The 21,697-nt window shown below is 71.5% G+C and carries 28 protein-coding genes and 1 pseudogene; 12 read left to right on the top strand and 17 right to left on the bottom strand.

Annotated elements, in window-relative coordinates; genetic code table 11:
* Positions 1-111: 111 nt before the first annotated feature.
* From dapF to ABT112_RS26990, 5 genes are all read left to right on the top strand, one after another.
* Positions 112-915: a diaminopimelate epimerase gene (gene dapF / locus ABT112_RS27010; RefSeq protein WP_351513851.1), complete on the top strand. Its 804-nt coding sequence runs from the start codon at positions 112-114 to the stop codon at positions 913-915.
* Positions 912-1,997 (top strand): D-alanine--D-alanine ligase family protein, encoded by a 1,086-nt coding sequence (locus ABT112_RS27005; RefSeq protein ID WP_351513849.1) that lies wholly within the window; start codon positions 912-914, stop codon positions 1,995-1,997. Before dapF ends, ABT112_RS27005 begins: the two co-directional genes overlap by 4 nt.
* 24 nt (positions 1,998-2,021) lie before the next feature.
* Positions 2,022-2,573, top strand: a complete 552-nt coding sequence (locus ABT112_RS27000; protein WP_351513847.1) for a cysteine peptidase family C39 domain-containing protein — start codon at positions 2,022-2,024, stop codon at positions 2,571-2,573.
* Entirely contained in the window at positions 2,570-3,961 is a 1,392-nt protein-coding gene (locus ABT112_RS26995) for a UDP-N-acetylmuramoyl-tripeptide--D-alanyl-D-alanine ligase (RefSeq protein ID WP_351513846.1), read from the top strand. The genes ABT112_RS27000 and ABT112_RS26995 overlap by 4 nt, the downstream gene beginning before the upstream one ends.
* A gap of 146 nt (positions 3,962-4,107) precedes the next feature.
* Complete coding sequence (locus tag ABT112_RS26990) at positions 4,108-4,767, top strand: hypothetical protein (RefSeq protein ID WP_351513844.1); 660 nt, start codon at positions 4,108-4,110, stop codon at positions 4,765-4,767.
* A gap of 238 nt (positions 4,768-5,005) precedes the next feature.
* Here the strand turns inward: ABT112_RS26990 and ABT112_RS26985 are convergent, their stop codons facing one another.
* Complete coding sequence (locus tag ABT112_RS26985; protein WP_351513842.1) at positions 5,006-5,443, bottom strand: RapZ C-terminal domain-containing protein; 438 nt, start codon at positions 5,441-5,443, stop codon at positions 5,006-5,008.
* Between the two features lie 360 nt (positions 5,444-5,803).
* Between ABT112_RS26985 and ABT112_RS26980 the strand changes: the two genes are divergently transcribed.
* On the top strand, positions 5,804-6,391 hold the full coding sequence (locus ABT112_RS26980; RefSeq protein WP_351513840.1) for an Erv1/Alr family FAD-linked sulfhydryl oxidase: 588 nt from the start codon (positions 5,804-5,806) through the stop codon (positions 6,389-6,391).
* Between the two features lie 53 nt (positions 6,392-6,444).
* Here the strand turns inward: ABT112_RS26980 and ABT112_RS26975 are convergent, their stop codons facing one another.
* The 5 genes and pseudogenes from ABT112_RS26975 to ABT112_RS26955 all read right to left on the bottom strand — a co-directional run bounded on the left by ABT112_RS26975 (position 6,445) and on the right by ABT112_RS26955 (position 9,222).
* A complete protein-coding gene (locus ABT112_RS26975; RefSeq protein ID WP_351513838.1) occupies positions 6,445-7,170 on the bottom strand; it encodes a leucine-rich repeat domain-containing protein in 726 nt (241 codons plus the stop codon).
* Positions 7,171-7,254: 84 nt separating this feature from the next.
* A pseudogene (locus ABT112_RS26970) lies at positions 7,255-7,419 on the bottom strand (ATP-binding protein); the annotation flags it as partial.
* A 53-nt stretch (positions 7,420-7,472) separates the two neighbouring features.
* Entirely contained in the window at positions 7,473-8,438 is a 966-nt protein-coding gene (locus ABT112_RS26965; RefSeq protein WP_351513836.1) for a hypothetical protein, read from the bottom strand.
* A gap of 323 nt (positions 8,439-8,761) precedes the next feature.
* The gene (locus ABT112_RS26960; RefSeq protein WP_351513835.1) at positions 8,762-8,980 is read right to left on the bottom strand and encodes a LexA family protein; all 219 of its coding nucleotides are present in this window, start codon (positions 8,978-8,980) and stop codon (positions 8,762-8,764) included.
* On the bottom strand, positions 8,977-9,222 hold the full coding sequence (locus ABT112_RS26955; protein ID WP_351513833.1) for a DUF8825 domain-containing protein: 246 nt from the start codon (positions 9,220-9,222) through the stop codon (positions 8,977-8,979). The genes ABT112_RS26960 and ABT112_RS26955 overlap by 4 nt, the downstream gene beginning before the upstream one ends.
* Positions 9,223-9,406: 184 nt before the next feature.
* Between ABT112_RS26955 and ku the strand changes: the two genes are divergently transcribed.
* Positions 9,407-10,162, top strand: coding sequence for a non-homologous end joining protein Ku (ku, locus tag ABT112_RS26950; RefSeq protein WP_351513831.1), 756 nt, complete (start codon positions 9,407-9,409; stop codon positions 10,160-10,162).
* Positions 10,163-10,214: 52 nt separating this feature from the next.
* Here the strand turns inward: ku and ABT112_RS26945 are convergent, their stop codons facing one another.
* A complete protein-coding gene (locus ABT112_RS26945; RefSeq protein WP_351513829.1) occupies positions 10,215-10,409 on the bottom strand; it encodes a hypothetical protein in 195 nt (64 codons plus the stop codon).
* A 366-nt stretch (positions 10,410-10,775) separates the two neighbouring features.
* On the opposite strand from ABT112_RS26945, the gene ABT112_RS26940 reads away from it, so the two are divergent.
* Together ABT112_RS26940 and ABT112_RS26935 are read left to right on the top strand one after the other, a co-directional pair.
* Positions 10,776-11,084, top strand: coding sequence for a hypothetical protein (locus ABT112_RS26940; protein ID WP_351513827.1), 309 nt, complete (start codon positions 10,776-10,778; stop codon positions 11,082-11,084).
* 402 nt (positions 11,085-11,486) lie between these two features.
* Complete coding sequence (locus ABT112_RS26935) at positions 11,487-11,675, top strand: hypothetical protein (protein ID WP_351513825.1); 189 nt, start codon at positions 11,487-11,489, stop codon at positions 11,673-11,675.
* Positions 11,676-12,473: 798 nt separating this feature from the next.
* Here ABT112_RS26935 and ABT112_RS26930 read toward each other — a convergent pair.
* The 4 genes from ABT112_RS26930 to ABT112_RS26915 all read right to left on the bottom strand — a co-directional run bounded on the left by ABT112_RS26930 (position 12,474) and on the right by ABT112_RS26915 (position 14,309).
* Positions 12,474-12,872: a restriction endonuclease gene (locus ABT112_RS26930; RefSeq protein WP_351513824.1), complete on the bottom strand. Its 399-nt coding sequence runs from the start codon at positions 12,870-12,872 to the stop codon at positions 12,474-12,476.
* The gene (locus tag ABT112_RS26925; protein WP_351513822.1) at positions 12,869-13,045 is read right to left on the bottom strand and encodes a hypothetical protein; all 177 of its coding nucleotides are present in this window, start codon (positions 13,043-13,045) and stop codon (positions 12,869-12,871) included. Before ABT112_RS26925 ends, ABT112_RS26930 begins: the two co-directional genes overlap by 4 nt.
* An 88-nt stretch (positions 13,046-13,133) precedes the next feature.
* A complete protein-coding gene (locus ABT112_RS26920) occupies positions 13,134-13,982 on the bottom strand; it encodes a helix-turn-helix domain-containing protein (protein WP_351513820.1) in 849 nt (282 codons plus the stop codon).
* Positions 13,983-13,991: 9 nt separating this feature from the next.
* Complete coding sequence (locus ABT112_RS26915; RefSeq protein ID WP_351513866.1) at positions 13,992-14,309, bottom strand: DUF6879 family protein; 318 nt, start codon at positions 14,307-14,309, stop codon at positions 13,992-13,994.
* Between the two features lie 98 nt (positions 14,310-14,407).
* Here ABT112_RS26915 and ABT112_RS26910 point away from each other — a divergent pair, with 98 nt between their 5' ends.
* Positions 14,408-14,974, top strand: a complete 567-nt coding sequence (locus ABT112_RS26910; RefSeq protein WP_351513818.1) for a hypothetical protein — start codon at positions 14,408-14,410, stop codon at positions 14,972-14,974.
* Between the two features lie 313 nt (positions 14,975-15,287).
* On the opposite strand, the gene ABT112_RS26905 is transcribed toward ABT112_RS26910, so the two are convergent.
* The 5 genes from ABT112_RS26905 to ABT112_RS26885 form a co-directional block, all read right to left on the bottom strand.
* Positions 15,288-15,764 carry a MucR family transcriptional regulator gene (locus ABT112_RS26905; protein ID WP_351513816.1) on the bottom strand — a complete coding sequence of 159 codons (477 nt, stop codon included), beginning with the start codon at positions 15,762-15,764 and terminating at the stop codon, positions 15,288-15,290.
* Between the two features lie 51 nt (positions 15,765-15,815).
* Positions 15,816-16,490: a hypothetical protein gene (locus ABT112_RS26900; protein ID WP_351513814.1), complete on the bottom strand. Its 675-nt coding sequence runs from the start codon at positions 16,488-16,490 to the stop codon at positions 15,816-15,818.
* A 292-nt stretch (positions 16,491-16,782) separates the two neighbouring features.
* Positions 16,783-17,232, bottom strand: a complete 450-nt coding sequence (locus tag ABT112_RS26895; protein WP_351513812.1) for a hypothetical protein — start codon at positions 17,230-17,232, stop codon at positions 16,783-16,785.
* A 418-nt stretch (positions 17,233-17,650) separates the two neighbouring features.
* On the bottom strand, positions 17,651-18,217 hold the full coding sequence (locus ABT112_RS26890; protein ID WP_351513810.1) for a hypothetical protein: 567 nt from the start codon (positions 18,215-18,217) through the stop codon (positions 17,651-17,653).
* Positions 18,214-19,005, bottom strand: a complete 792-nt coding sequence (locus ABT112_RS26885; RefSeq protein WP_351513808.1) for a hypothetical protein — start codon at positions 19,003-19,005, stop codon at positions 18,214-18,216. The genes ABT112_RS26890 and ABT112_RS26885 overlap by 4 nt, the downstream gene beginning before the upstream one ends.
* 218 nt (positions 19,006-19,223) lie before the next feature.
* On the opposite strand from ABT112_RS26885, the gene ABT112_RS26880 reads away from it, so the two are divergent.
* Positions 19,224-20,084 carry an endonuclease/exonuclease/phosphatase family protein gene (locus ABT112_RS26880; RefSeq protein ID WP_351513806.1) on the top strand — a complete coding sequence of 287 codons (861 nt, stop codon included), beginning with the start codon at positions 19,224-19,226 and terminating at the stop codon, positions 20,082-20,084.
* A gap of 46 nt (positions 20,085-20,130) precedes the next feature.
* On the opposite strand, the gene ABT112_RS26875 is transcribed toward ABT112_RS26880, so the two are convergent.
* The gene (locus ABT112_RS26875) at positions 20,131-20,787 is read right to left on the bottom strand and encodes a hypothetical protein (protein ID WP_351513804.1); all 657 of its coding nucleotides are present in this window, start codon (positions 20,785-20,787) and stop codon (positions 20,131-20,133) included.
* 228 nt (positions 20,788-21,015) lie between these two features.
* On the opposite strand from ABT112_RS26875, the gene ABT112_RS26870 reads away from it, so the two are divergent.
* Positions 21,016-21,366 (top strand): DUF8825 domain-containing protein, encoded by a 351-nt coding sequence (locus ABT112_RS26870; RefSeq protein ID WP_351513802.1) that lies wholly within the window; start codon positions 21,016-21,018, stop codon positions 21,364-21,366.
* The last annotated feature ends 331 nt before the right edge of the window (positions 21,367-21,697 follow it).

Here is a 21,697-nt window from a genome sequence, read left to right as displayed (position 1 = left end):
CGACGGCCACGGTACTCGCCAGGACGGGGGCGGCGGGCCGATTCTCAGAGCCGGACGCGGCCCCCAGGGCCCGGACCGCCCCTATCTCCCCTCTCACGAAGGAGCAGTGATGTGCTGAACTTCCGCAAGGTCCACGGAGCCGGAAACGACTTCATCCTGTTCACCGGCTCCGCCGCGGACCTGGACCGGGACTGGTCGCAAACGGCCAGGGAGCTGTGCGCCCGGCACACCGGAGTCGGAGCGGACGGGCTGGTCATCAGCGCCCCGCTGGCCGCAGACGTCCGCGGTGTCGCCTGCTTCAACGCCGACGGCTCCATCGCCACCATGTGCGGCAACGCCCTGCGCTGCGCCGCCTGGTGCGCGGCCGAGGACTCCGAATCCCCGGTGAGGGAGCTGCGCCTGGTGATGGCCGGTGTGGAACACCGGGCGCTGGTGGCTGAGGACGGGGTCTGGGTGACCGCCGAAGTCGGCCCGGTCGAACCCCGGCGCGTCCAGGCCGTGCTGAACGGCCGCCCCTTCTGGTTCGACTCCGCGCACACCGGCACCGAGCACGTGGTGGCGGTCGTGACGGACGTGGAGGACATCGACACCGAGGCGTACGGCCGGCTGGTCCGCGCGCACCCCGGTCTCGCGCCCCTGGGGGCCAACGTCAACTTTATCCAGGCCGCGGGTGTCCAGGAACTGAAGATCCGCACCTACGAGCGGGGCGTGGAGGCCGAGACGCTGTCCTGCGGCAGCGGAGCCGTCGCCGCTGTGGTGGTCGCGATCCTGCGCGGTCTCGTCGCGGACCGGCAGGTCATCGTCCACAACCGCTCCGGAACACCGCTGATGGTGCGCCCGTGTTCCGAGCGCCGTGGCAAGACCTTCTGGGTCGGCGGCCCTGTCGCCCAGACCTACCGAGGAGCACTGGTATGACCTCTGTCATCGATGCCCACGACGCCGCGGCGATCCACCGCGAGGCCCAGGTCTTACGGACCTGGCAGCACGGGCGGGAAGCGCTGAACGTGGCGCTGATCTACGGGGGCCTGTCCGCCGAGGACCGGCTCTACATCGCCGAAAGCCCCGCCGAGCAGATGTCGGTCACCGCGCTGTCGGAGTCGCTCATCGAGCTCGGGGCCCGCTTCAAGATCCTCGACCCGTGCGACCCGGCGTTCATCCGCGACCTCGTCACCTTCGACGTGGCGCTGTCCAACCTGCACGGCCCCTACGGGGAGGACGGCCGGCTGCAGGGGCTGCTGGACTACCTGCGCAAGCCGTTCTGCGGCAGCGGGGTCGCCGCGTCCGCGGTCGCCGCCGACAAGATCCTGTGCAAGCAGTCCATGGAGGGCCTGGGCGTGCCCACACCCGCCTGGCACACGTGGATGTCGGGGAACGCGGCCCGGTGGGAGGACCGGCCGGTGATGGTCAAGCCGGCGCTGGGCGGCTCCAGCGTGGGGATGAGCCTGGTCCGCGACGAAGCCGCGCTCGCGCCCGCCCTTGAGCGCGCCTGGGCCACCGACCCCTCCCCGGTGCTGGTCGAGGAGTACATCACCGGCCTGCCGGTGACCGTCGGCCTGCTCCAGCTGCCCGGCGGCGTGCTCGCCTTCCCGCCGCTGGCCACCCAGGTGCACGACGGGGAGTTCTACGACGCCGACGCCAAGCTCGACGCCGACGCCAGGGGCACCGTGTCCGTCACCCTGGCCGACCTCCCCGCGGAGGTCCTCGACATGCTGACCCGGCACGCCCGGACGCTGTGGGAGGGCCTGGGCTGCCGCAGCGCGGCCCGGGTCGACTTCATGGTCACCGGCAGCGGGACGGTGTACGCGCTCGAAGCGAACACCACACCGGGCATGTCGCGGGAGTCGAACTACGTCACCGGCGCAGCGTTGTGCGGACTGACCCATACCGACGTCGTTCGGGCCTTTCTCCGCGAGGCGCTGACCCGACCGCCGTACGATGTGCCCCTGCCCATTCCCGTGCTGGACAGCTCCACGAGCGTGCGGGAGACCGCTGCCTGACGCGACATCAGGAGTTTCGCTGCCGTGCCTCACGTCCACGACGTCCCCATGTGCCGCCAGCTCATCGACCCCGCCGAATGGGACCTCCACGGCGGGTGGGCCCTGGGGGACCGCATGGAGTGGTCCAACCGGGCGTGCGGCATGGCAGCGCTGCGGATGATCCTGCTGGCCTACGGCCGCGAAGCGCCGTCGGTCACCGAACTCCTCAAGCTCGGCGTCAAGGGCCAGGCCCTGACCGACCGGGGCTGGCTCCACCGCGGCATCGCCGACCTGGCCGCCGGCTTCGAGGTCCCCGCCCGCGCCGAACCCGTCGCGGCCGGGGACCTGACCGGTGCTCTCGCCCACGCCCCGCTGATCATCTCGATCACCGAGCAGTTCCCCGACGACGGCCGCAAGGGCGGCCACCTCGTCATCGCCCGCGGCTGCACCGCCGGCGCCGACCCGGACATCCTCATCCGCGACCCCTCCGCCTGGGGGCAGACCCACGACCGGGTCCCGCTCAGCCGTCTGGCCGCCTCCTACACCGGACGCGCCATCACCTTCGCCCCGCTCACCGCCGGAAGGACCCGACCGTGATCACACTCACGCTCGCCGAGATCGCCGACGCCACCGGCGGCACCCTCCACGACGCCCCCGACCCACAGCTGCCGGTCACCGGCCGCAGCGCCAGTGACTCCCGCGAGGTCGGCCCCGGCGGCATGTTCGCCGCCGTGGCCGGTGCCCGCGTGGACGGCCACGACTTCGTCGACCAGGCGGTGGCAGGCGGAGCGGTCTGCGTGCTGGCCACCCGCCCGGTCGGGGTGCCCGCCGTCGTCGTCCCCGACGTCACCGCGGCTCTCGGCCACCTCGCCCAGCGCGTCCTGACCCGCACCGGCGCGCAGATCATCGCGCTGACCGGCTCGGCCGGGAAGACCAGCACTAAAGACCTCCTCGCCCAGGTCCTCAGCCGTCACGGGGAGACCGTCGCCACCCCCGGCTCGTTCAACACCGAGATCGGCCTGCCGCTGACCGTGCTGCGCGCCGCGGCCTCCACCCGCCACCTGGTTCTCGAAATGGGCGCCCGCCACCGGGGCGACATCGCCTACCTGGCCTCACTCACCCCGCCGCAGATCGGCATCGTCCTCAACGTCGGCTCCGCCCACGTCGGAGAGTTCGGCAGCCGCGAGGCCATCGCGACAGCCAAATCCGAGCTCGTCCAGGCACTCCCCCCGGCGGCCGACGGCGGTGTCGCGCTCCTCAACGCCGATGACGAACTCGTGGCCGCGATGGCCACCCGGACCTCCGCGGCCGTCACGACCTACGGAGCCGGGGAGAGCGCCGACATCCGGGCCACCAGCATCGAGCTGACCGCGGGCCGCGCCTCCTTCACCCTGCACACCCCCCACGGCACGGCCCCCGTCACGCTGCAGCTCCTCGGCGCCCACCAGGTCCACAACGCGCTCGCCGCCGCCGCGGCAGCCCACGCGGTCGGCATGGACACCGGCGACATCGCAGAGGCTCTCTCCGCCGCCGAGCCGGTCTCCGCCGGACGGCTCCAGGTCCTGGAGCGCCCCGACGGCGTGACGATCATCAACGACGCGTTCAACGCCAACACCGAGTCCATGCGCGCCGGCCTGGAAGCACTCACCTCCATCGCCGGAGACCGGCGCACGGTCGCCGTCCTGGGCGAGATGAAGGAACTCGGCGACACCGCCGCAGCCGCCCACACCGAAGTCGGCCGGCTCGTCGGAGACCTGGGCATCAACGTCCTGGTCACCGTCGGCACCACCACCGAGATGACCGCGCTCACCGACGCCGCCCGGCCGTCCTCACCACTGCGCATCGAATCGGCCGACGACCCCGACGCGCTCCTGCCGCTCCTGAACCGCCTCCTTACCAGCGGTGACGTCGTCCTGGTGAAGGCCTCCAAATCCGTGGGCCTGGAGAAGTTCGCCAACATCCTGCACGCCGAAGTACCGGCGTAGGAAGAGGAAGGAGAGGAAGGGATGGCCACGGCGGCAGCGCTGACCCGGGCCGAGTGGAGCGCGGCACGGAACCCACATGCAGGTCGAGCCTGATCGTTCTGGCGAAGGAGACCTACGGGGCGAGCTCTGGGCGGCATAGTGCGGGAGTGACCGTGACACCGGACCGCCTCGCCCTGCCTGCCCGCCGACGTCGCCATGCGCGGCTGATCGCCGCCCTGACCGCGCTGGTCGGCGCCTGCGCCGACGCCGCCGGCGAGGTGTACCGGCCGATCGCCGCTGCCCCGCCCGGCCAGGAGGCCGTGGAGGTAGCGGTCCTGCCGTGCATCCAGGTCAGCCTCTCCGCCGCCCCCCTGCTGGACCTGGCCCGCGCCGAGGACGACGCCCGATGGCCGGCTGCTGTCGCCCGAGAGCGCGAGGAAGCCCGGCAGACGTACGCCGCGCGGTGCGCCGTGGTACAGGCCGAGAAGCTCCTGGACACGGAGGAGCCCGGCCCGTCCGCTGTGCCGCTGCCGACGGTTGAGCAGTCCGCCGCGATGGACCTGACGAGCGCCGGCGACGACGTCGCCGCGCAGTGGCGGCGCGATCCGCAGGAGGGTGCCGCCCTGGTGCACGAGTTGGTGGCCGGCGGAGAGCTCGCCCTGGACGAGGTCCTCGACGAGGCAGTCGACGCCGCCGCGTTGGCCGGGCTGCTGGCGTTGCAGGAGTCGCGCACCGCATCCGACCCGAGCACCGCGGCGGAGCTCTGCCTGAGCGCTGTCCCCCACATCGCGCTCGCGGTCACCCTGGCCAGTGCCGATCTGGCCTGAGCTGAGTGCCTATTTCTGAACTCCTGCTGCCGATTGCAGGCGCGAGCGAACGGGTGACCGTGGTCCCGGCACGGTCGTGCTGGCGCACGCATCGGGGGCAGCCAGGGGCAGGATGCGACCAGCGGCAGGTCCCGGCAACGCGTGCCACACCTGCCCGGGCCCGCTCCCTCCCCGCGCGGGCAGAGCCTCCAGGGCGTAGCTCGCCCTGGAGGCTCAACGCCGCGGACGACAGAGCGGGTCAGCCGGAGGCGGGCAAGACCGGGAGGTCGACATGGTGGTGCTCGATCTCAACACCGCGCTGGCCGCCCCAGGCGGTCCAGACCCGGCGTCCGACCTCCTCCGCGACCGCGACACTCCGGTGCCGGCCTCCCTGGCACGCCACGGTCAGGCGGACCAGGCGGCCCCGGGGCACCTCGTCCGCCAGGGCGCGGAGCTGGACGGCGGTCCGGGCGATCAGCTCCCGGGCCCCGGGCGTCGCGAGGACGTGGGCGTAGACCTCGCCGTCCAGCCCGGTGGCGTAGCGGAGTGCGGGGTCGTCGGCGGGGTTGCGGAGCGCCCGTCGGAGGTCGAGGTACAGCCCGTCGGTGACGAGGTCGTGGGCGCCCGGGTGGCGGGCGCCGATCGAGCGGATGACAGCGGCGACGGTGCCGAGCCCGTCGAGAAGTGTGGTCTGCATGCCCACCACGATTCCGGCCCGGCGGCAGCAGCGGTAGGAGTTGCCTGTTGCGTCCCGGAGTTGCCCGTTGCGGGCTTGGCGGGCCGGTCTCAGGCGGCCTCGCCGGGGCGCGGGTCGTACAGTGCGCGGCCGCCGGGGAACTGCACGAGCTCGGCGGAGGCGACGCGGAGGCACATCACGGGCGGGCCGCTCTGCGACCAGAAGTGGTCGACCTCCGTTCGCCGTCGCTCGACTTCCGGTCAAAGACGAAGGAATGCACTCGCCTTCCGGCTGGTTGCGGTGGGCGCCGTTCCGGAGCGCACAGGGCGGAGACACTCAGATTGGTGCACGTGCGTCCTGTCCGACGGGAGCGAGCGAGCCGTGAACGCTGTCGACCATCGCCATGAGCGTGATATCGCCGCCGAGCTGGGCGGCCCGGCCCCCTACGACCCGACCTGGCTGAACGGCCAGGGCCGCGTCCTGGCCGTGGACACCACTGCGGTGGCCCGGTTGTACGGAGCGGCCCGGGACGGCTGCGACGTCTGCCGCGAGGATCTGCTGGAGCAGCTGGGCCGATACCCGGGCCAGGTGGCCGCGCTGACCCTGTGGGCCTGCACGCGCGTGATGAACACCTTCAACGACCTGCCCGTGGAGATGCTCAAGCGCGGCGACCCGGCCTTTCGACAGCTGGCGCGGGCCTACTCGGACAGCACCTTCCGGCACGGCTTCGAGGTACGCGAGCTGACTGACCTGCACGAGGTCTGCCTGCGCCTGGACCCGCACGCCCTCCAGCCCGCCGCGGAGCGGGCTCTGCAGGTGCTGCTCGCAGACTCAGCCGACCCGACCCTGTTCGGCTCCCTGACCGGCGCCTACACACCCGGCGACGAAGACGATCCCCAGGACTACACCCTCACGAGGCAGATCGTCGGCCCGCAGGCCGTCATCACCCTCACCCCGCACGCTGACTGAGGCCACCTGCGCCGTGAGAAATAGCAGCACTGTGGCTCGATGGGACGTCGCGGTCAGGTCAGGACGATGCACCCCAGCCGCTCCAGCTTGCTGAGGAGCGGTAGGGAGGGATCGACCTTGTTCCAGCGCAGGTCCAGCTTCTCCAGCGATGGCATCAGGGCGAGCCAGTCGGGCAGCCGGCTGAGGTTGTTGCTCCGCAGGTCGATCTGACGCAGTCGAGAGAGGCCGGCGAGTGACTCCGGCACCTCGGTCAGGGAGTTCTCGCGTAGGTCCAGGTGACGCAGTTCGTGCAGGTTGGCTGTTGACGACGGCAAGCGCTCGATCACGTTCCCTCGGAGCCATAGCTCACGCAGGCTGCGGAGCTGGCCGATGGCGTCGGGCAGGGTGGTGAGCCGGTTGTGCTGGGCCCTGAACTCGCTGAGGCCGCTCATCCCACCGATGGTCTCCGGCAGGGTGGTGAGGGGGTTCTCGCCGACGTTGAGGTAGCGCAAACGGGTCAGGTTCCCCAGAGAGTCGGGGAGCCGGGACAGCTGGTTGTCGTGCAGGTAGAGGCAGTCGCTGAGCTCGGTCAGCTGGCCGAGCTCTTCGGGCACCGACGTCAGCGCGTTGTGGCCGAGGTCCAGGGTTTTCAGCCGGTGGAGCTGCCCGATGTCCGGCGGGAGGGCCGTGAGTCCGTTGTCCGCGAGGATCAGCACATCGAGCTCAGTCTGCCGCCAGACCGACTCGGGCACCGCTCCGAGCTCTTGACGCCACAAGTTCAATGTCTGCCTCACGGCCATCTCCCCTTCGCCGGCAGTCTGGGCTCCGATTCTCCTCCGGGACCTTCCTCGGCGGCGACGGGTCAGCAGACAGTCAGGACCAGATCAACTGGCCTCAGCGTGTTCAGCTCGGGCCCGGGTACTGGCGAGTCGGCAGGAGTCGGTGCCGGTCTCGATGATGGCGCCGTTGAAGGTGAGCCGATCAACAATGGCCGCGCAGAGACCCGGGTCGGTGAACGTCTTGGCCCAGCCGCCGAAGGACTCGTAGGACCGAGAAGGTCGGGGGCTGACCCACGGGTCGCGTACGGGCCAGCCCTCCCAGGTCAGTGCCTGCCGGCAAGGCGGGCGTCCAGCGCCATGCGCAGGCGCCCCGCGATGGGCTGGTAGCGCTGGACGAAGCCGGAGTCCTTCATCTGGGCGGGCTCGGGCAGTTTCCTGTGCGGGTCGGGCCACCGCTCGCAGAGCGTCCAGCCCAGGGGACGCAGGCCAGCGCGGTTCATGTCCCGGTCGACGCCCGCCAGGTACTCCGCATCGACGGGCAACTCCCAGGTCGCCTGCCAGATCACCCCGTCCAGCTGGATGGGCAGGCTCGGGAAGCCGAAGAGGAAACCCAGACAGCGCTCCCGCAGAACCGCCGCGCTCTGCTCGGGACTCAGGGGAACGCCCCTCTCTTCACCCCCGGGACCAGGGCGTGCGGTCCTGCAGTCGGCGTCCGGGAAGACGTCGATCTCACCGAGAACCACGTGCGCCGTCGCGCTCTCCCGATCCGGGTAGCTCCAACCTGACTTCGGCAGGAGGACGATCACGTCGTAGGCGTCGAGGGCGCCGGCCACCGCCGCCGCGAGCGGACTACGGTCCGTGCGGGGCCCGCCGCGGTCGCTCTCCCGAAGGTCGCGGACCTCCCACATGCAGGTGTGATGCACCAAGGCGCCGGGGCCGTCCGGCGAGGCCCACAGCGTGCTGGTGGTCGGCTCCGGCGGGGCGGCCGGCTCGGCCTCCTTCTTGCGGCGGTTCCGGGGACGGCGCTCGAACACGCCGCTCATGGTCCAGCGCCAGAAGTCCTCGGCCTCCTCGAGGAGCAGGACCCGCTGTCCGCTGTGTGCCCAGGCCGCCGCGATCCCGCCCACCAAGTGGTAGAGGTTGCCCGAGTGCTCAGCCAGGAACCGCAGGACGTGCGGTGCGCGCGGCGCTTCGCTGGTCGTCGCGCGGCGCAGGGCCTCGGTGTACTTGCCCCCGCTCCGGCTCGCCCGGCGGGCGCTCTGCGCGGCGGTGGACTGGTTCTTCGGCATGACGTACTCCTTGGCCGTGCCGGGCCACGCCCCCGACACCGGCTCGTACGACTGCCGTGAACACGACGGAACGTAGAACGGGAAGGAGCGGGCCCCGCAGGACCTTGACCTCCGCATCCGGCGGCGTGGCTCCGGAAGCGGGTGGTGATCGGCAGTACGCCACTAGCCGGGCAGGATGTTAACTGGCGTGGCCGCACCGGCCGAAGCCACGAGCCGCCGATTCCCTCGAACGGGCGAGGTCCCCACCCGGCCGTGGGCCGAGCGGTAGATCCGCGTCCGCGGCCCGAACTCGCGCTTGGTCAGCTTCCACTCCGCGCCGGCGTTCATCCTCCGAGGCGGATCGAGCGCCAGCGGCGCCCGTTGCGGGTGATCAGTCCCTGCTGCTCCAGCTTGGCCAGCTGGTAGGCGACCGAGCCGGTGCTGGACAGACCGACCTGCACACCGAGCTCGCGGACGGAGGGGGCTTCGCCGTGTTCGGTGATCCACTCCCGCAAGGCCCGCAGGATCTGCGCCTGCCGCGCGGTCGGCTCCCGCCCGGTCACCGGGACGTCCCGCTCTCCCGCGGGTCCGGGGAGCGGGCCAGCTCGCGGAGCCGTACCCGCCCAGCTGGCCCGGCCGGGCCGGCGGACCAGTACGGGTGCCACCAGATCCGCACCGACAGGCGCAGCAGGCGTCGGCGCAGGGCGGTGGTGTGGTGGGGGCGGGGTGCGGCGAGGGCGCGGTAGGTGGCGTTCCAGTCGCGCTGGGCCTGGAGGAGGTCGCGGGGGAAAGCGGAGGCATCCATACCCATATTAGATCTCGTGTTCGATTTTCCTGTCTTGCCGAGGCCACGGTCCGTCGGAGGCCGGGCCCGGCCCGGGGCGCGCTCTGGATCCGGCGGGCCCGCGGCCTGGGCGCGGTGGCCGCAGGGGCCGCGGTGGCCGCGGGGAGGAGATGCGGGCGGTAGGGGCCGGGCGGAGGCTGGGGTCATGAGGGCCCTGTGGTCCGGGACCATCCAGTTCGGCCTGGTCGCCCTGCCGGTGAAGCTGTACAGCGCCACCGAGGAGCAGCGCGTCCGGCTGCGGGAGGTGCATGCGGCGGATGCGGGCCGGGTGCGGCACCGGCGGGTGTGCGAGGCGGAGGACCGGGAGATCTCCTGGGAGGAGGTCGGGCGGGGCTGGGAACTGCCCGACGGGCGGCTGGTGCCCCTGAGTGAGCAGGATCTGGAGCGTCTGCCACTGCCGACCCGGCACGTGGTGGAGGTCCTCGGCTTCACCCCGGCCTCGGCGATCGACCCCATCACTTTCAGCAAGCCCTACTACGCCGGCCCCGCCGGCGCCGACCGGCCGTACGCACTGCTGGCGGCCGGACTGGAACGCACCGGGTACGCGGGGGTCTGCAAGGTTGCCATCCGCGGCCGTGAACGGCTGGCGCTGCTGTGGCCGAGGCGCGGTGTGCTGGTGGTGCAGACGCTGCTCTGGCCGGCCGAGGTCCGCGATCCCGGCGGCCTGGCGCCGCAGGTGCCGGTCGCCGAGACGGAGCTCCGCCTGGCCGAGGTCCTGATGGAGGAGATGCTGGGCGTCCAGCTCGAGGAGCTGCACGACGAGTACGGACGCGCCCTCGAAGAGCTCGTCACCGCGAAACTCACCGGCGGCGAGCTGGCCGGGACGCCGGAGCCTCAGCCGCCCGTAGACCTCATGGTCGCCCTGGAGGAAAGCGTCCGCCGCTCCAGACGGCACCGGTGAAGCACCGGTCGACCGCCCCCGGACACCGCGGGGGGCCATGCCGGTGCTGCCCTCACCTCCGGCGGCGGCGCAGATACGCGGCCCGCCGCGGATGCGGCCGGCCACCGGGGTACTGCCGTGAACGGCGCCAGACCGGCGGCGGTTTCGGCGACGGGTACAGCACCGCGCGCAGCCGGGACGCGTCCGCGGGCCTCTGGAGGTGTTCCAGGCGCTCCGGCGAGAGGTACGGCGGGATCGGGTCAACCATCAAGGCCTCCGCGCTCAAGGGGTTGGTCCCCGCACCCTCGCCCCTCCCAGCCGGCTCCAGGGCCGGGAGGCCGGTCGCGTCCCGCCGTCTGGCGCGGTGACTGCGTTCGCCGTCCCGCTGGACGGCCCCCGGCCGTCCGGCTGCGCACCGCGCGCCGCCGGGGGCCCGCCGTGTGAACGACACCTGGGGTCAGGCAAATGCTGCGCGGCACCAGTCACACGCGCCTCACACACGCCGAAAACCGACAGCAGTCGACTCCACGGTCAAGAAGCGGTACCGCTCCCCCACCCGGCGGCCCCATGCACCACGTCACCCGCTCTCCGCCCCCGGCACTGCCGGGGGCTTTCGTGCTTCTGGAGGACCAACGTGCCGACTTACGAAGCCACCCCCCGCTTCACCGCCGACCACCACCGCCTCACCCTGGAACAGCGCCGCGCCTTCCGTCAGGCCGTCATCGCGTTCGTCAACGACCTCCGCGCGGGCGGCCCGTTCTGCGCCGGCCTGCGCATCAAGGGCGTACGGCGCGCCTCCGGCGTCTTCGAGCTCACCTGGGATGGAAACGGTCGGGCGACCTGGCAGTACGGCCCGGAGGTCGTCCGCGGCGAGCAGCACATCATCTGGCGCCGGATCGGAACCCACTCGATCCTCACTGCCCCACAGGCCCGACAGCCCTAGGTTGACGGCCTGGTCACGGACGTTGACCTGCGGTTGCGGCTATCCACATGATCGCTTTAGCACACCTGTAGACGGTCGTACCGGGCTGCCCGTGACCGCCTTCGGTGTGATGTGCGTTGCATTAGCTAAGTAGGTGGCACGCCGTCACATTTCCCGAACCCGGCGCGTGCGGGTGTTTCCGCAGGCTGCGGGGCTGGGGTGGTCTGTACCTCCAACGCGGCCCGGCACGGGGTGCCGTGATGGCCTGTCGGTTCCTACCGCCGCCTCTTCTGACTCTGATCGTAGTTGTCGACAACCGCGAGTAGCATGCTCAACACCAACCTTCGTACCGGATGTTGAGACACGTTCATGGCGCCCCCGGGGCGTCATGAGCATGGGCGTCCGGAGAGGAGGAAGGCCCGGATGGCCTCCGAAAATGGCTCCCACGAGGAGTCCGGCCAGGCGGGCCAGCGCAAGACCATGATCGTCGTCGGAACGCGGGTGGCCAAGGCCGCCGGCAAGGTGGTCAACGTGGGCAAGGTTGTTCTGCAGGCGGTTTCGGCTGTTGATGCCGTGCTCCGCGTGTGGGACTTCGTCACGCACTGGTTCTGATGACTGTGGGCCCCGGCCGGGTAGAGCCGACCGGGGCCACGGTCTGCGATTGGTCCGGTAGCTCCGTCCCGCGCCTACCAAGCACTCTGGGGCGGGGCTACCTTCATGTCGCACGTCTTCCGTGCATGCGAGCACGCACACACCGGGATGTGATCTGCATCACGCCTCCCCGGGGAACTCTGCCATCTTCTCTCGCTCCCGGCGAGAAGCGCCATTACTTGCGTCACGTATTGGGCCCACCAAACTGCAGCCAGTCCGCCCTCGCGCCACATTCTTGTAGCCCACCAACTGCGATCAGCCCTTCCTCGTGCCACATTCAACGCGCACTGTGATGCACTTCACACCCGTGAGGATGGGATTCCAACCCCCGTCCGAATCCGAGGAGTCGGCACCCATGGCCAACGCCTCACATTCTGGCATCAAGAAGCACCACTGGCCCCACCCGCCCCCGGCGCGATTCCAGATGCACGTGCACCCGTACATACGCCCGGACCGCTAAATGCCATAAAGCGCCATCTAATCCTCTAAGCCCTCTACGACAGCCTGCGTATACCACCCCCCACTGACACAAGTACCGGCTTCCCGTGGCATGTCACGGCGGACCGTCGGAGATCGGACCGCCGGCCTGCAGCACGTACACCTGGTACGGCACTCGTTGCGGTGCCTGTGGTGCGCATGGTGGGTGCCCCTTTCTCGGTGCCGGTGGTGCTGCGGCCCCCGTGGCCCGGCCGGGCCACGGGGGTGGTGCCGGGTGCCGCGCCCCCGGGGATCCGTGGTCGCTCCGGGGGCGCGGCGGTCTCAGAGCGCCCTGGCGGGCGGTGGTGCGACCTTGGCGAGGTGGTCCAGGCGCTCGTAGAGGGCGTGGAGCAGGCGGGCCCGGTCCTGGGCGCAGCGCACGGTGCCGTGCGCGGTGGCCGTCAGGCGCCGGGCGGCTTCGTCGAGGACGGTGTCGGCGAGGGCTCGGGCGGGGTGGCCGGCGGGGAGCTGGTCGGCTGCGCGGCGGGCGTCGGCGGCCGCGGCCCGGGCGGCGCCGGTCAGCTGCAGGGCGATCTGCTGGAGGTCCGCGGGCGCCAGGCCGGGGTCGCCGGCCCACGCGAGGACCGCTTCGGCCAGGTGCTCGTGGGCGCTGCGGTCGAGGGCGAGTTCGCCTTCGAGGAGTCCGGCGGGGTCGTGCAGGACCGTATACCTGCGGCTCATCGAGGCCTCTGCTCGTCGCTGCGGCCGGGCCGCCGGCTGTCGTCGGTGCGTGCGAGGAAGCGGGCGAGGCCTTGCTGGGCGCGGGCCCGCAGGGCCGGGGAGGGGACGCCGTGACCGGGCGGTTGAAGTCCGCGGACGTGCGGCGGGCTGGTGGCAGGCGTGTGTGAGCTCATGTGCCGTCTCCTTGCTGGAGCGTCGGTTCCCTGACGCTACGGAGGCGACGGCCCGGGCCTCAACGAAATTGCAGGGAATTGCGGAGGTTCACTCCAGGGCGCCGAGCGCGGCCCGGATGAGAGTGCGGGCCCGGTCGCCGTACACGGCCATGGCCGCCAGGCGGGAGAACGCGCGGGTGTAGTCGGCGATTTCGCGGGGCTGGGTGACGTTGATCTCTGCGGTCAGGGACTCGACCACGACCTGGACGTCGTCGTGGAGGTAGAACGCCTCCAGCGGCCACACGGTGCGCTGCGCGGTGAACGGGATGATCCCCAGGGACACGGAGGCGAGCGGCATCACGGCCAGGAGGTGGCGGAGTTGGCCGGCCATGGCCTGTGGGTCGGCGGTGCGGTAGCGCAGGACGGATTCCTCCATGAGGACGACGAAGCGGTGGTCACCCTCGTAGAGGAAGCGGCTGCGGGCGACGCGCGCGGCGACAGCTTCGGCGACGTCGTCCGGGGTGCCCTGGAAGTCGGTGATCATCCGCATGAGGTCAGTGGCGAAGTCAGGGGTCTGGAAGAAGCCGGGCGGCACATTGGAGACGTAGACCCGGCAGACCCGGGTCCGCTCGTAGAGCGTGTAGAAGTCCTCTTGCACCTTGCGCATGCCGCCTTGGTGCAGGCGGCGCCACTCCATGTACATCGACTCGACCGCGCGGGCGGTGGCTATAAGGTCCTCGGCCTGGTCCTCGGCGCCGCAGGCTGCGCACCAGGTGCGGATGTCCGCATCGGAGGGCGAGGTATCGCCCTTTTGGATGCGGGTGGTCTTCGCAGGGTGCCAGCCGCACCGGGCGGAAAGTTCCTTCCCGGTGAGGCCAGCGTCCCGGCGCAGGTGCTGCAGACGCACCGCGAGCGCTTCACGGGCTCCCTGTGCGCTGGACGATGGGGAGGCGGGCATGGGGGCTGCTCAGGGGGCCTGGACGGTGTACTTCTCGTGCGGGACGCCGCGCCCCCACACCGACTCGAACGCCGCGGCGCACAGCGCGACCGCGGCCGGGTCGGTAGTGCGTTCCTTCCCGTCCGTCGCCCAGTCGCCGGTGCCGGTGAAGTGGTGGAACTGCACGACGCGGCCGTCCAGGAGCCAGAAGTCGTCGCCACCGGTGTTCGGGTCGATCCCGCCGAACCGTAACGTCATCGCCTGCTCCCCTGTGAGTCGGTTGCGCACAGTTGCGCCGACCGTCCCGTAGGCCGGGACCGGCGTCAAGGGCCCCTCCCTTGCCGGGATCCGGCGCCAGGCACGCCAGGAGCGGCTTCTGGTCCGTCCGGGTGAGCCCGGGGCCGCGACGGCGGACTCCGGGAACGCGGTCCCTCTACCGTGCGGCCATGGAACACACTCCGATGCCCGAGCCGCTACGGCAGGCAGTGCACCAGCTCGTTTCCGAAGTGGTCATGAACTGCCAGGAGGTGCTGCGCTACACCGAGCCGGATGTCGCACGCGACTGGAAGCGAATGACGCTGATCCGTGCAACAGACGCCTCCGACACGATGGACATGGCCTCCATGCTGATCGCTGCCTACTGCCAGCAGCACAGCGACATCTCCATGGAGACGCTCGCCTCCTACCTCCAGACCCGGCAGCAGCGCAGCCGGGCGGCCGGCCCGCGGGAGTCGGACCGGCAGGAGATCGCCGGGATGCTCGGCGGCCCGCTTCCGCCCGAGAACGCCCCCGACGCGCGGCGGTCGCACTCGTGCGGGCAGGGATATGCGGAGGGTGGGATGGTCTCCGAGGCCGATGAGCAGCGGCTGTTCACCGAGGCGTGCCTGCACGGGTTGCGGGCGCGGCTGTGTGACGACGTCGAGTCGCTGGAGGGCTATCTGCCGCCGCAGGCCGCGTCGCTGGCGCGGAAGGTAGCCGAGGTCCTGGAGGTGCCGCAGCCGGCCGCCACGTGACCGAGGGGGCGGACCGCCGTTGGACAGCGCGATGCCCTTGCCGGGCCCCGGGAAGGGCAGGCTGACCCGGGGCCCGTGGTGTGCCGGCTCGGCTCACCTCTCGTCGTCTGCGGTGTCGGCTTCGCCGGTCAGTCCGAAGGCAGTCGGCGGGCCAGTGCCGCGGCAAGGTCTCCGGCGACGTCGGCGGCCTCCCCGCCCTGGGTGGAGAACACCTGGAGGTCGGTGGACGCGACGGAGGGGCGAAGCGGGGCACCTGGGTCGTTAGGTGTCCGGGTCGGCCAAGCGCTTTCGCCATAACGTCACGGTGCTCCGGTCAACTCCGAGCTCGTTCGCCATGGCCACGGTCGTCATCTTCGCGTGCGCCGCGGCGTAGGCGGTCGGCGAACCCGAGGGATTGCGCGGCGGCGTCGATGCGCTGCAGAGACTTGCGCCGATGCCCCTGACCGCCGCGCCTGCGCGCTTCCACGACCATCGGGTAGTCGGCAGTGGCCCGGGTCCCTGCCCCGCAGGCTGCGCGCACCACCATCTCCCGGCCGGCGGCGAAGGCGGCCTGCATGTCCTCACGTGCAGCGAACCGTTCGCGGCCCTGGCCGCGGGCACGTTCGGTCAGATCAGGTGCCCGCAGGCTCAGCTTTCGAGGAAGGCGGTGCGCCTGCCGGTATTCCGCCGTCGTCATCGCGTGGGCATGTTTCAGGTGAGGGGCCATGAGCCGGAACCAGCGGCCGCACTCAAGGCATTGCAGCCGGCTGTCCTCGACCGGCTGCACGCCATCCGGCTCGGGCACGGTCACGTCGTGTCCGCCGTGATGTGGGATTGCTCAGCCGGTGCCTGGGCCATCCCGCTACTTCCACCCTCGCGGAAGGCGATCGCCGACTGCGGCGCGCTCCTGTTCGGCCATAACGCGGCGCCACTCCCGACAACCGGTTCCCCGGCACGCCGGACGATGCACTGCACCCCGCTCGTCGCCCCGGTACCCGCTGGCCGTGCTGCACTGCGGGTGGTCCTGGCCCAGCTCGCACAGGGACCATCCGGCCTCGTCCAGTTCCTCGGCGAACTCCGCGTCCCAGTTCGCCCGGCCGTAGACCTGTTGCAGCGTCACCCCGGCCTTCTCCGCCGCCGCGGGAACGGGCGTCGCTGCCCCGACCAGCTCCAGGACCCGCCTGCGCTGCTCCGCGGTGAACGCTCCTTCGGCCAGGGCCCGCCGGCGCTCCAGGCTCTCGGCGCTGTGGGCGGCCACGCACCGGGGGCAGCGGCAGCCGACCCGGTACAGGGTCGCCGGGGCGAACCTCTCGTGGTCGTACTGCACGCGCACCGGCCGCTTGGCGATGCGGAGCAGCTGCTTGCCGGTCCAGACGTGCTGGCGGCCCCCGCGGGCGTGGGGGCGGACCCTGCTGCCGGGCAGCAGGCCGTAGGTGGCCATGCCGCTGACGCTGGGAGGCGCCATACCCAGCAGGGCTGCGACCCTGCGGACCGTGTAGGTCTCCTGCGGGTCGATCTGGTCCGCGTGCGGGGCCATCGGGTCACCTTTCGAGTCACCCCCGCAGGCGCGGGGGCATGCAGCCGTGCGCGGGCCGCAGAGTGGAGCGGCAGGTCACCCCCGCAGGTGCGGGGCAAAGGTGGTGCTTCATCCCCGCAGTGGCGAGGGAGCATTTCCCAACGGGAAGGCCTCTGAATGTCCTTGAAGGACCAACCCCGCGTCGGCGGGGACAAAAGTGCGGTTCAGCCTCGCGAACTCAGCGGTCACGGGGGGCACCTCCGCTCGCGCGGAGAGCGCGCTCCTACTGTAGGCGGTCCGGCACGTGGGACCGCTACCTGATGCCGTTCTCGCGCAGGTACGCCGCGCGCTCCTCCGACGTCTGCTTCGGTCCGGTGTAGGGCCGGTCCCTCCACGACGCCCGGGTCTCGGGCTGCCCGTACCCCTCGCGCAGCCGGGCGTCGTGCTCGGACTGAGGGTGCGGGACGTCGGCCATCAGGTCCGTGTCGTCGTAGTCGGCCGGGGTCTGGGCGACGAATGCGGTCGTCTCGTTCGGCTCGTCGACCCAGTCGCCATGGAGATGCCAGCCGGCCGCAAGAAGCACCGAGGCCGCCGCCGCCTTCGCATCGGCGAGCTGTCCCGGGGCCGAGGGGACTTCGAGGGTGTGCTCCATGTCGGGGTCGGCCTCGACATCGAGGTCGCCGTCCTCGTCGTCGGCGTGGACGGTGAGGTACATGTGAGGGCCCTCGACCCAGGTCAGGTGGACACGGTGCTGCATGGGCATGGTGTGGTCTCCTCCGCGATAGCACGTGTGTGTGTTCTGCGCCCGCGTGCACGCGGGAAGGACCGGCCCTCAGGCGCGGGGGCACGCAGCCGCCGTGAGCAGGCCGCGGAGCGGCAGGTCATCCCCACAGGTGCGGGGGAACAGATGGTGCTTCATCCCCGCAGTGGCGAGGGAGCATTTCCCAAAGGGAAGGCCGGTGAGTGTCCTTGAGGGACCAACCCCGCGTCGGCGGGGACAAGTGCGGTTCAGCCTCGCGAACTCAGCGGTCGCGGGGGTTCGCCTCCGCTCGCGCGGAGAGCGTGCTCCTACTGTAGGCGGTCCGGCACGCCCCGGGGGAGAATCGCCCCGGATTCGGGGCCCACTTCGTGCCGGCTGCCTACCCGGCCAGGAGGCGGGCGCTGTGAGCCGAGCGGGCCGTTCAGTCGCCGAGGATCGCGTCGATTTCGGTGATCCGGGCGGCGAGGCGCTCACGCTCCGCCCGCAGTGCCTCATGGTCCGGCCTGCCCTCCTCGCCGACGATCTGCAGCTCGTGGTCGACGGCCACGGACCGGGGCACGTCACGCACCTCCACCACGGTGTCATCGAGAGGCCCGAGCTCGAGGTAGTTGTGGGAGCCCGCCGAGCTCTGGAATCCCCCGCTGATCAGCACGACGCCGTCGCCGAGCCGCGGCTTCTCGTCGCGGCCGAACCGCGTCGCGATCTGGCGGCCGTGCCGGAACAGCGTTGCGGGCCGTCCCCCGCGCTCGCCGCGTACGTCCTCCACGCTGATGCGCACCGTGACGGTCCCGCCGGCGTCCGGGGTGCCGTCGGTGCCGTAGACCTCCCGCGCGAGCTCGCGGACGCGCTCCTCGTCCCGGCTGTCGAAGACCCAGACGCCGCCGGACCACCTGCCGCCCAGGGCGCGGGCCGAGGAGGGCCAGTTCGGGTCGTACGGGGATCGGACGGTGGTCTTGCCGCCGGCGGTGGTGATGGTGACGGTGCTCATCGGGTCTGCTCCTCCATGTCGTGGGTGTGGCCCTGGTGGGTGGTGCCGTCTTCGTCGGGGACTGCCTCGCAGCACCCGCCGCCGCTGAGCCAGGTGTCGACCGTGGGGCGCGACGCCCCGGACCAGCGTGCGAGGTCGGCCTTGAAGCCCCGGCGGGGCCGCTCGCCCTGGTCGCGGCGGGCATTGCGCATGAGGCGGGACAAGCTCTCCTTCGTGGCCTCCACCTCCGCCTCCAGCTGGGCGAGGCGGACGCCCTGGGCCATGACCCGCTGCTCGGTGGTCAGTTTGGGCGGGCGGTGGCTGTCGATGAAGTCCGCCAGCTCACGGGCGGATGTCTCCCAGTCCCGTACGACCGGGTCGAAGTTGACGTCGGACGGGTTGCGCTTCGCGCTGCCGATGTGGGCGTCGGAGAGGTAGTGCCGCCGGAGCTTCTCGCGGTGCCATTCCTCAACGGTGCCGGCGCCCAGGAAGCGAGCCTGCTGCTCCGCTGCTTCCCCGGTGGGCACCGGGTGCAGCTCCAGGAGGGCGGGCCAGATCTCTTCCTCCGGCCGCAGCGGGGGCCAGTCCAGCTCCCCGGCCTCGGCGATGACGTGCCAGCCGGAGAGGGCGGAGGTCTCCGTCGTCTCCTGCTCCGCCAGGACCGGGCACGCCCACGACAGGCCCAGCCCAGAGCTGATCAGAAGCGTGGCGCTCCAGGCGGGCGCGGTAGAGGTGTGCCCGAGGCGCCGGTAGGCGGCGCCCAGGTGCTGCTGGGTCACGAAGTTCTTGGTGAACGCAATCTCCGTCATGTAAAGCACTTTACGGAAAGCGTAAGTCGCTTTACAAGCGCTTCGGCTGAACCCACCCGAACGGGTGACGCCCAACTTCGGGCCCGCGGGCGACGAAGGCCTCCGGGAACGGACGTCCCGGCGGCCTTCGTCGCACGCGGGAGGGACGATCAAGGGCCGCGACGATGAGCAAACGGCGTCGGCTACGCTCCGGACTTCGAGCGGAAGGGGGAGGGTCTGTGGAGCTGACCGTGGTGGTGCAGAACCTGGGACTGGGTGGTCTGCGCAGCAGTTCGGGTGATCCGGAGGACCGGTGGCCGGCGCTCGCCGAGCGGATCCGCGGCGCAGGCGCGCCGGACCTGGTCCTCCTTCAGGAGGCGTGCGGGTGGTCGGAGTACGGGCACCGTCAGCTCGCGCGGGCGATGGACGACCTGGACCTGGACGCGATGCCGATCCCGCCGTCCGGCTCCGGCATCGTGCCGATCCTGCTCTACCGGCGCGAGACGGTCGGCCGCTGGAAGATCTGGAACACCGACTTCGCCGACCAGAGCCTGCACGGGTTCGGAGTGGCGTGCTTCGACGTCGGCCTGCCCGCCCCGCTGGCCGTCGTCAGCTGCCACCTCGACCCCTTCGTCGCCGACCGGGCCCGGGACGAGGCCAAGCTCATCGCCACCCGGGCCTACCGGTACGGGCCCTACGCGCTGATCGGCGGCGACCTGAACTACCCGCCGGCCCACCCCTCCAGCCCGGCACCCGACTACGCCACGATGCGGCCCTACAACATCGCCGCGCGCACCCGGCTGCCCTCGGAAGCCGGCGCGCCGCTGGTGCCCGACCGGCGGGTCACCGAGATGCTCGCCTACGCCGGCTACACCGACGCCGCCTGGCACCGGTACCAGCAGTGCGGCAACCGCGATCTGCTGCGCGCCACGGGGACAGACGACCGGATCGACGCGGTGTGGGTCTCCCACCCGCTGCGCGAGGCGATCACCGATTACCGGCTGCTGGACAGCCCTGCCGGGGCCTCCGACCACCACGGCCTGGCCGTGCGCCTGGACCTGACGCGCGCAGCCACCGACAACGTCTGGGACTACCGATAGCCGACTCTCCCCCGGGGGCCGGGGCGGCCACGCGGGGAATGCACAGCTATCCGTGGCCGGCTGCGTCCAGGCGCTCCCACACCTGCTCCACCTCGCCCAGCAGCCCGGACAGATCACCGGTCACCGCGGCGGTGGAAGCCTGCTCCAGCAGCGGGCCGGCGGGCTGCCCGGACTCCTCGATCAGACCGGCCGCCAAATGCGCGAGCGGCTGCACCCGCGAAGGGCTGATGGTCAGTCCCAGCCACCGCCGCTCCTCGCGCACCATCAGCCGTGCCCTCCCGGGACCGAACATCTGGGCCCGGCCGGCCCACCCCCGCGCCCGGGCGATCTCATCCAGCAGGTCCCACGCCTCCACCGCAGGCCCGCCCGGCACCCCGCCCGGCACCTCCTCCCCCACGTCGTACGGTGCGGCCTCCTCCTGGAGGACGGCGCCCTGCTCACGCAGGGCCGCGTACCCGGCCTCCGTGACTTCGACGCGGTCCGGCTGCCCCGGCACACGCGGCCCGGCCACCGCGATCAGCTCCCTGGAAACCAGACTGACCACCGCCCGGCCCAGCTCCTCCTGACGGATGGACCACCGCTCCCACACCGGATCCCCGACACCACCCGACGGCTCCGGCGTCCGATAGACCGTACTGACAACGGGCTGCTCACGGGCCGCATACAGTCGTAGCAGCCTGAGCTGGGCGATGTTCAGACTCATCCCGACACAGTAGATCCGCCCCTCCGGGCGGAACCACCCCACGGCCCAGCGCCGCCGCCCGCTGTGACGTGACGCCCCGACGCGGAACTCCTGGCGGCTGGTGGTGTAGTCGGCCCCAGCTGCCGGCAGCAGAGGTGCCACGCCATCGGGTACCACGGCATCAGCGCGCTGCCTTCTTCCCTGGCTCGCCTGGACAGACCGGGATTCAAACGGCCGTACTATGCGCTCATGGGTGACTTTGCCTTTCCGGATGACCTGGTGGCTGCGCAGCGGGAGCTCGATGCGGTCCGCGCCGACCTGGCCAGGGCCGTGGCCACACTGCCGTGGTCGGTCGAGCCCGCACCGGGATTTCGCCAGAGCAAGGCCGACGGCTACTGGAGCAACCGGGAACTGCCCGACTCCCCGGGATGGGGCAAGGAGAATGAGGAGCTCGTGGCCGGGCTCCGCCGACGGCAGGTGGCGCTGGCGGAAACGGTGGTCACCCACCCGTTCTGGAACACGCTCTCCGGACCTGACCGCGTGGCCGCACGGACGGCACTCAAGCACCTGAACACCGTCAGTCCATCCGCGGCCGCCTGAGCCGACCCCTCCCCCGGGCAGACAGCGCTACGGCCCCACCCCGCCGCACAGTTCGTGTGCCGTGACACCGCCCGCACAGGCGGGCGCCGGCCGCCGCGGAGAGCATCACCAGTTCAATAAGCGGCACACCCGCGCCCCGGCACGGCTACGGTCCGGCGATCAGCCAGAGGACCAGGGCGGCATCGAGATCCTGGGAGTAGCGGTACACCACGCTGATCCCGCGGCTGCGGGTCAGCTCGGGCAGCAGCTCGATGACGTACGACTCCGAGCGGGGGCCGGCGTCCGGGAGGCCGCGGGCGTGCTCCGAATCCGGGTCGTCCTCCAGCGCGCG

The sequence above is a fragment of the Streptomyces sp. NPDC002055 genome, assembly GCF_040296705.1.
Lineage (GTDB): Bacteria > Actinomycetota > Actinomycetes > Streptomycetales > Streptomycetaceae > Streptomyces.
This window is presented reverse-complemented; position numbering and strand designations above follow the sequence as displayed.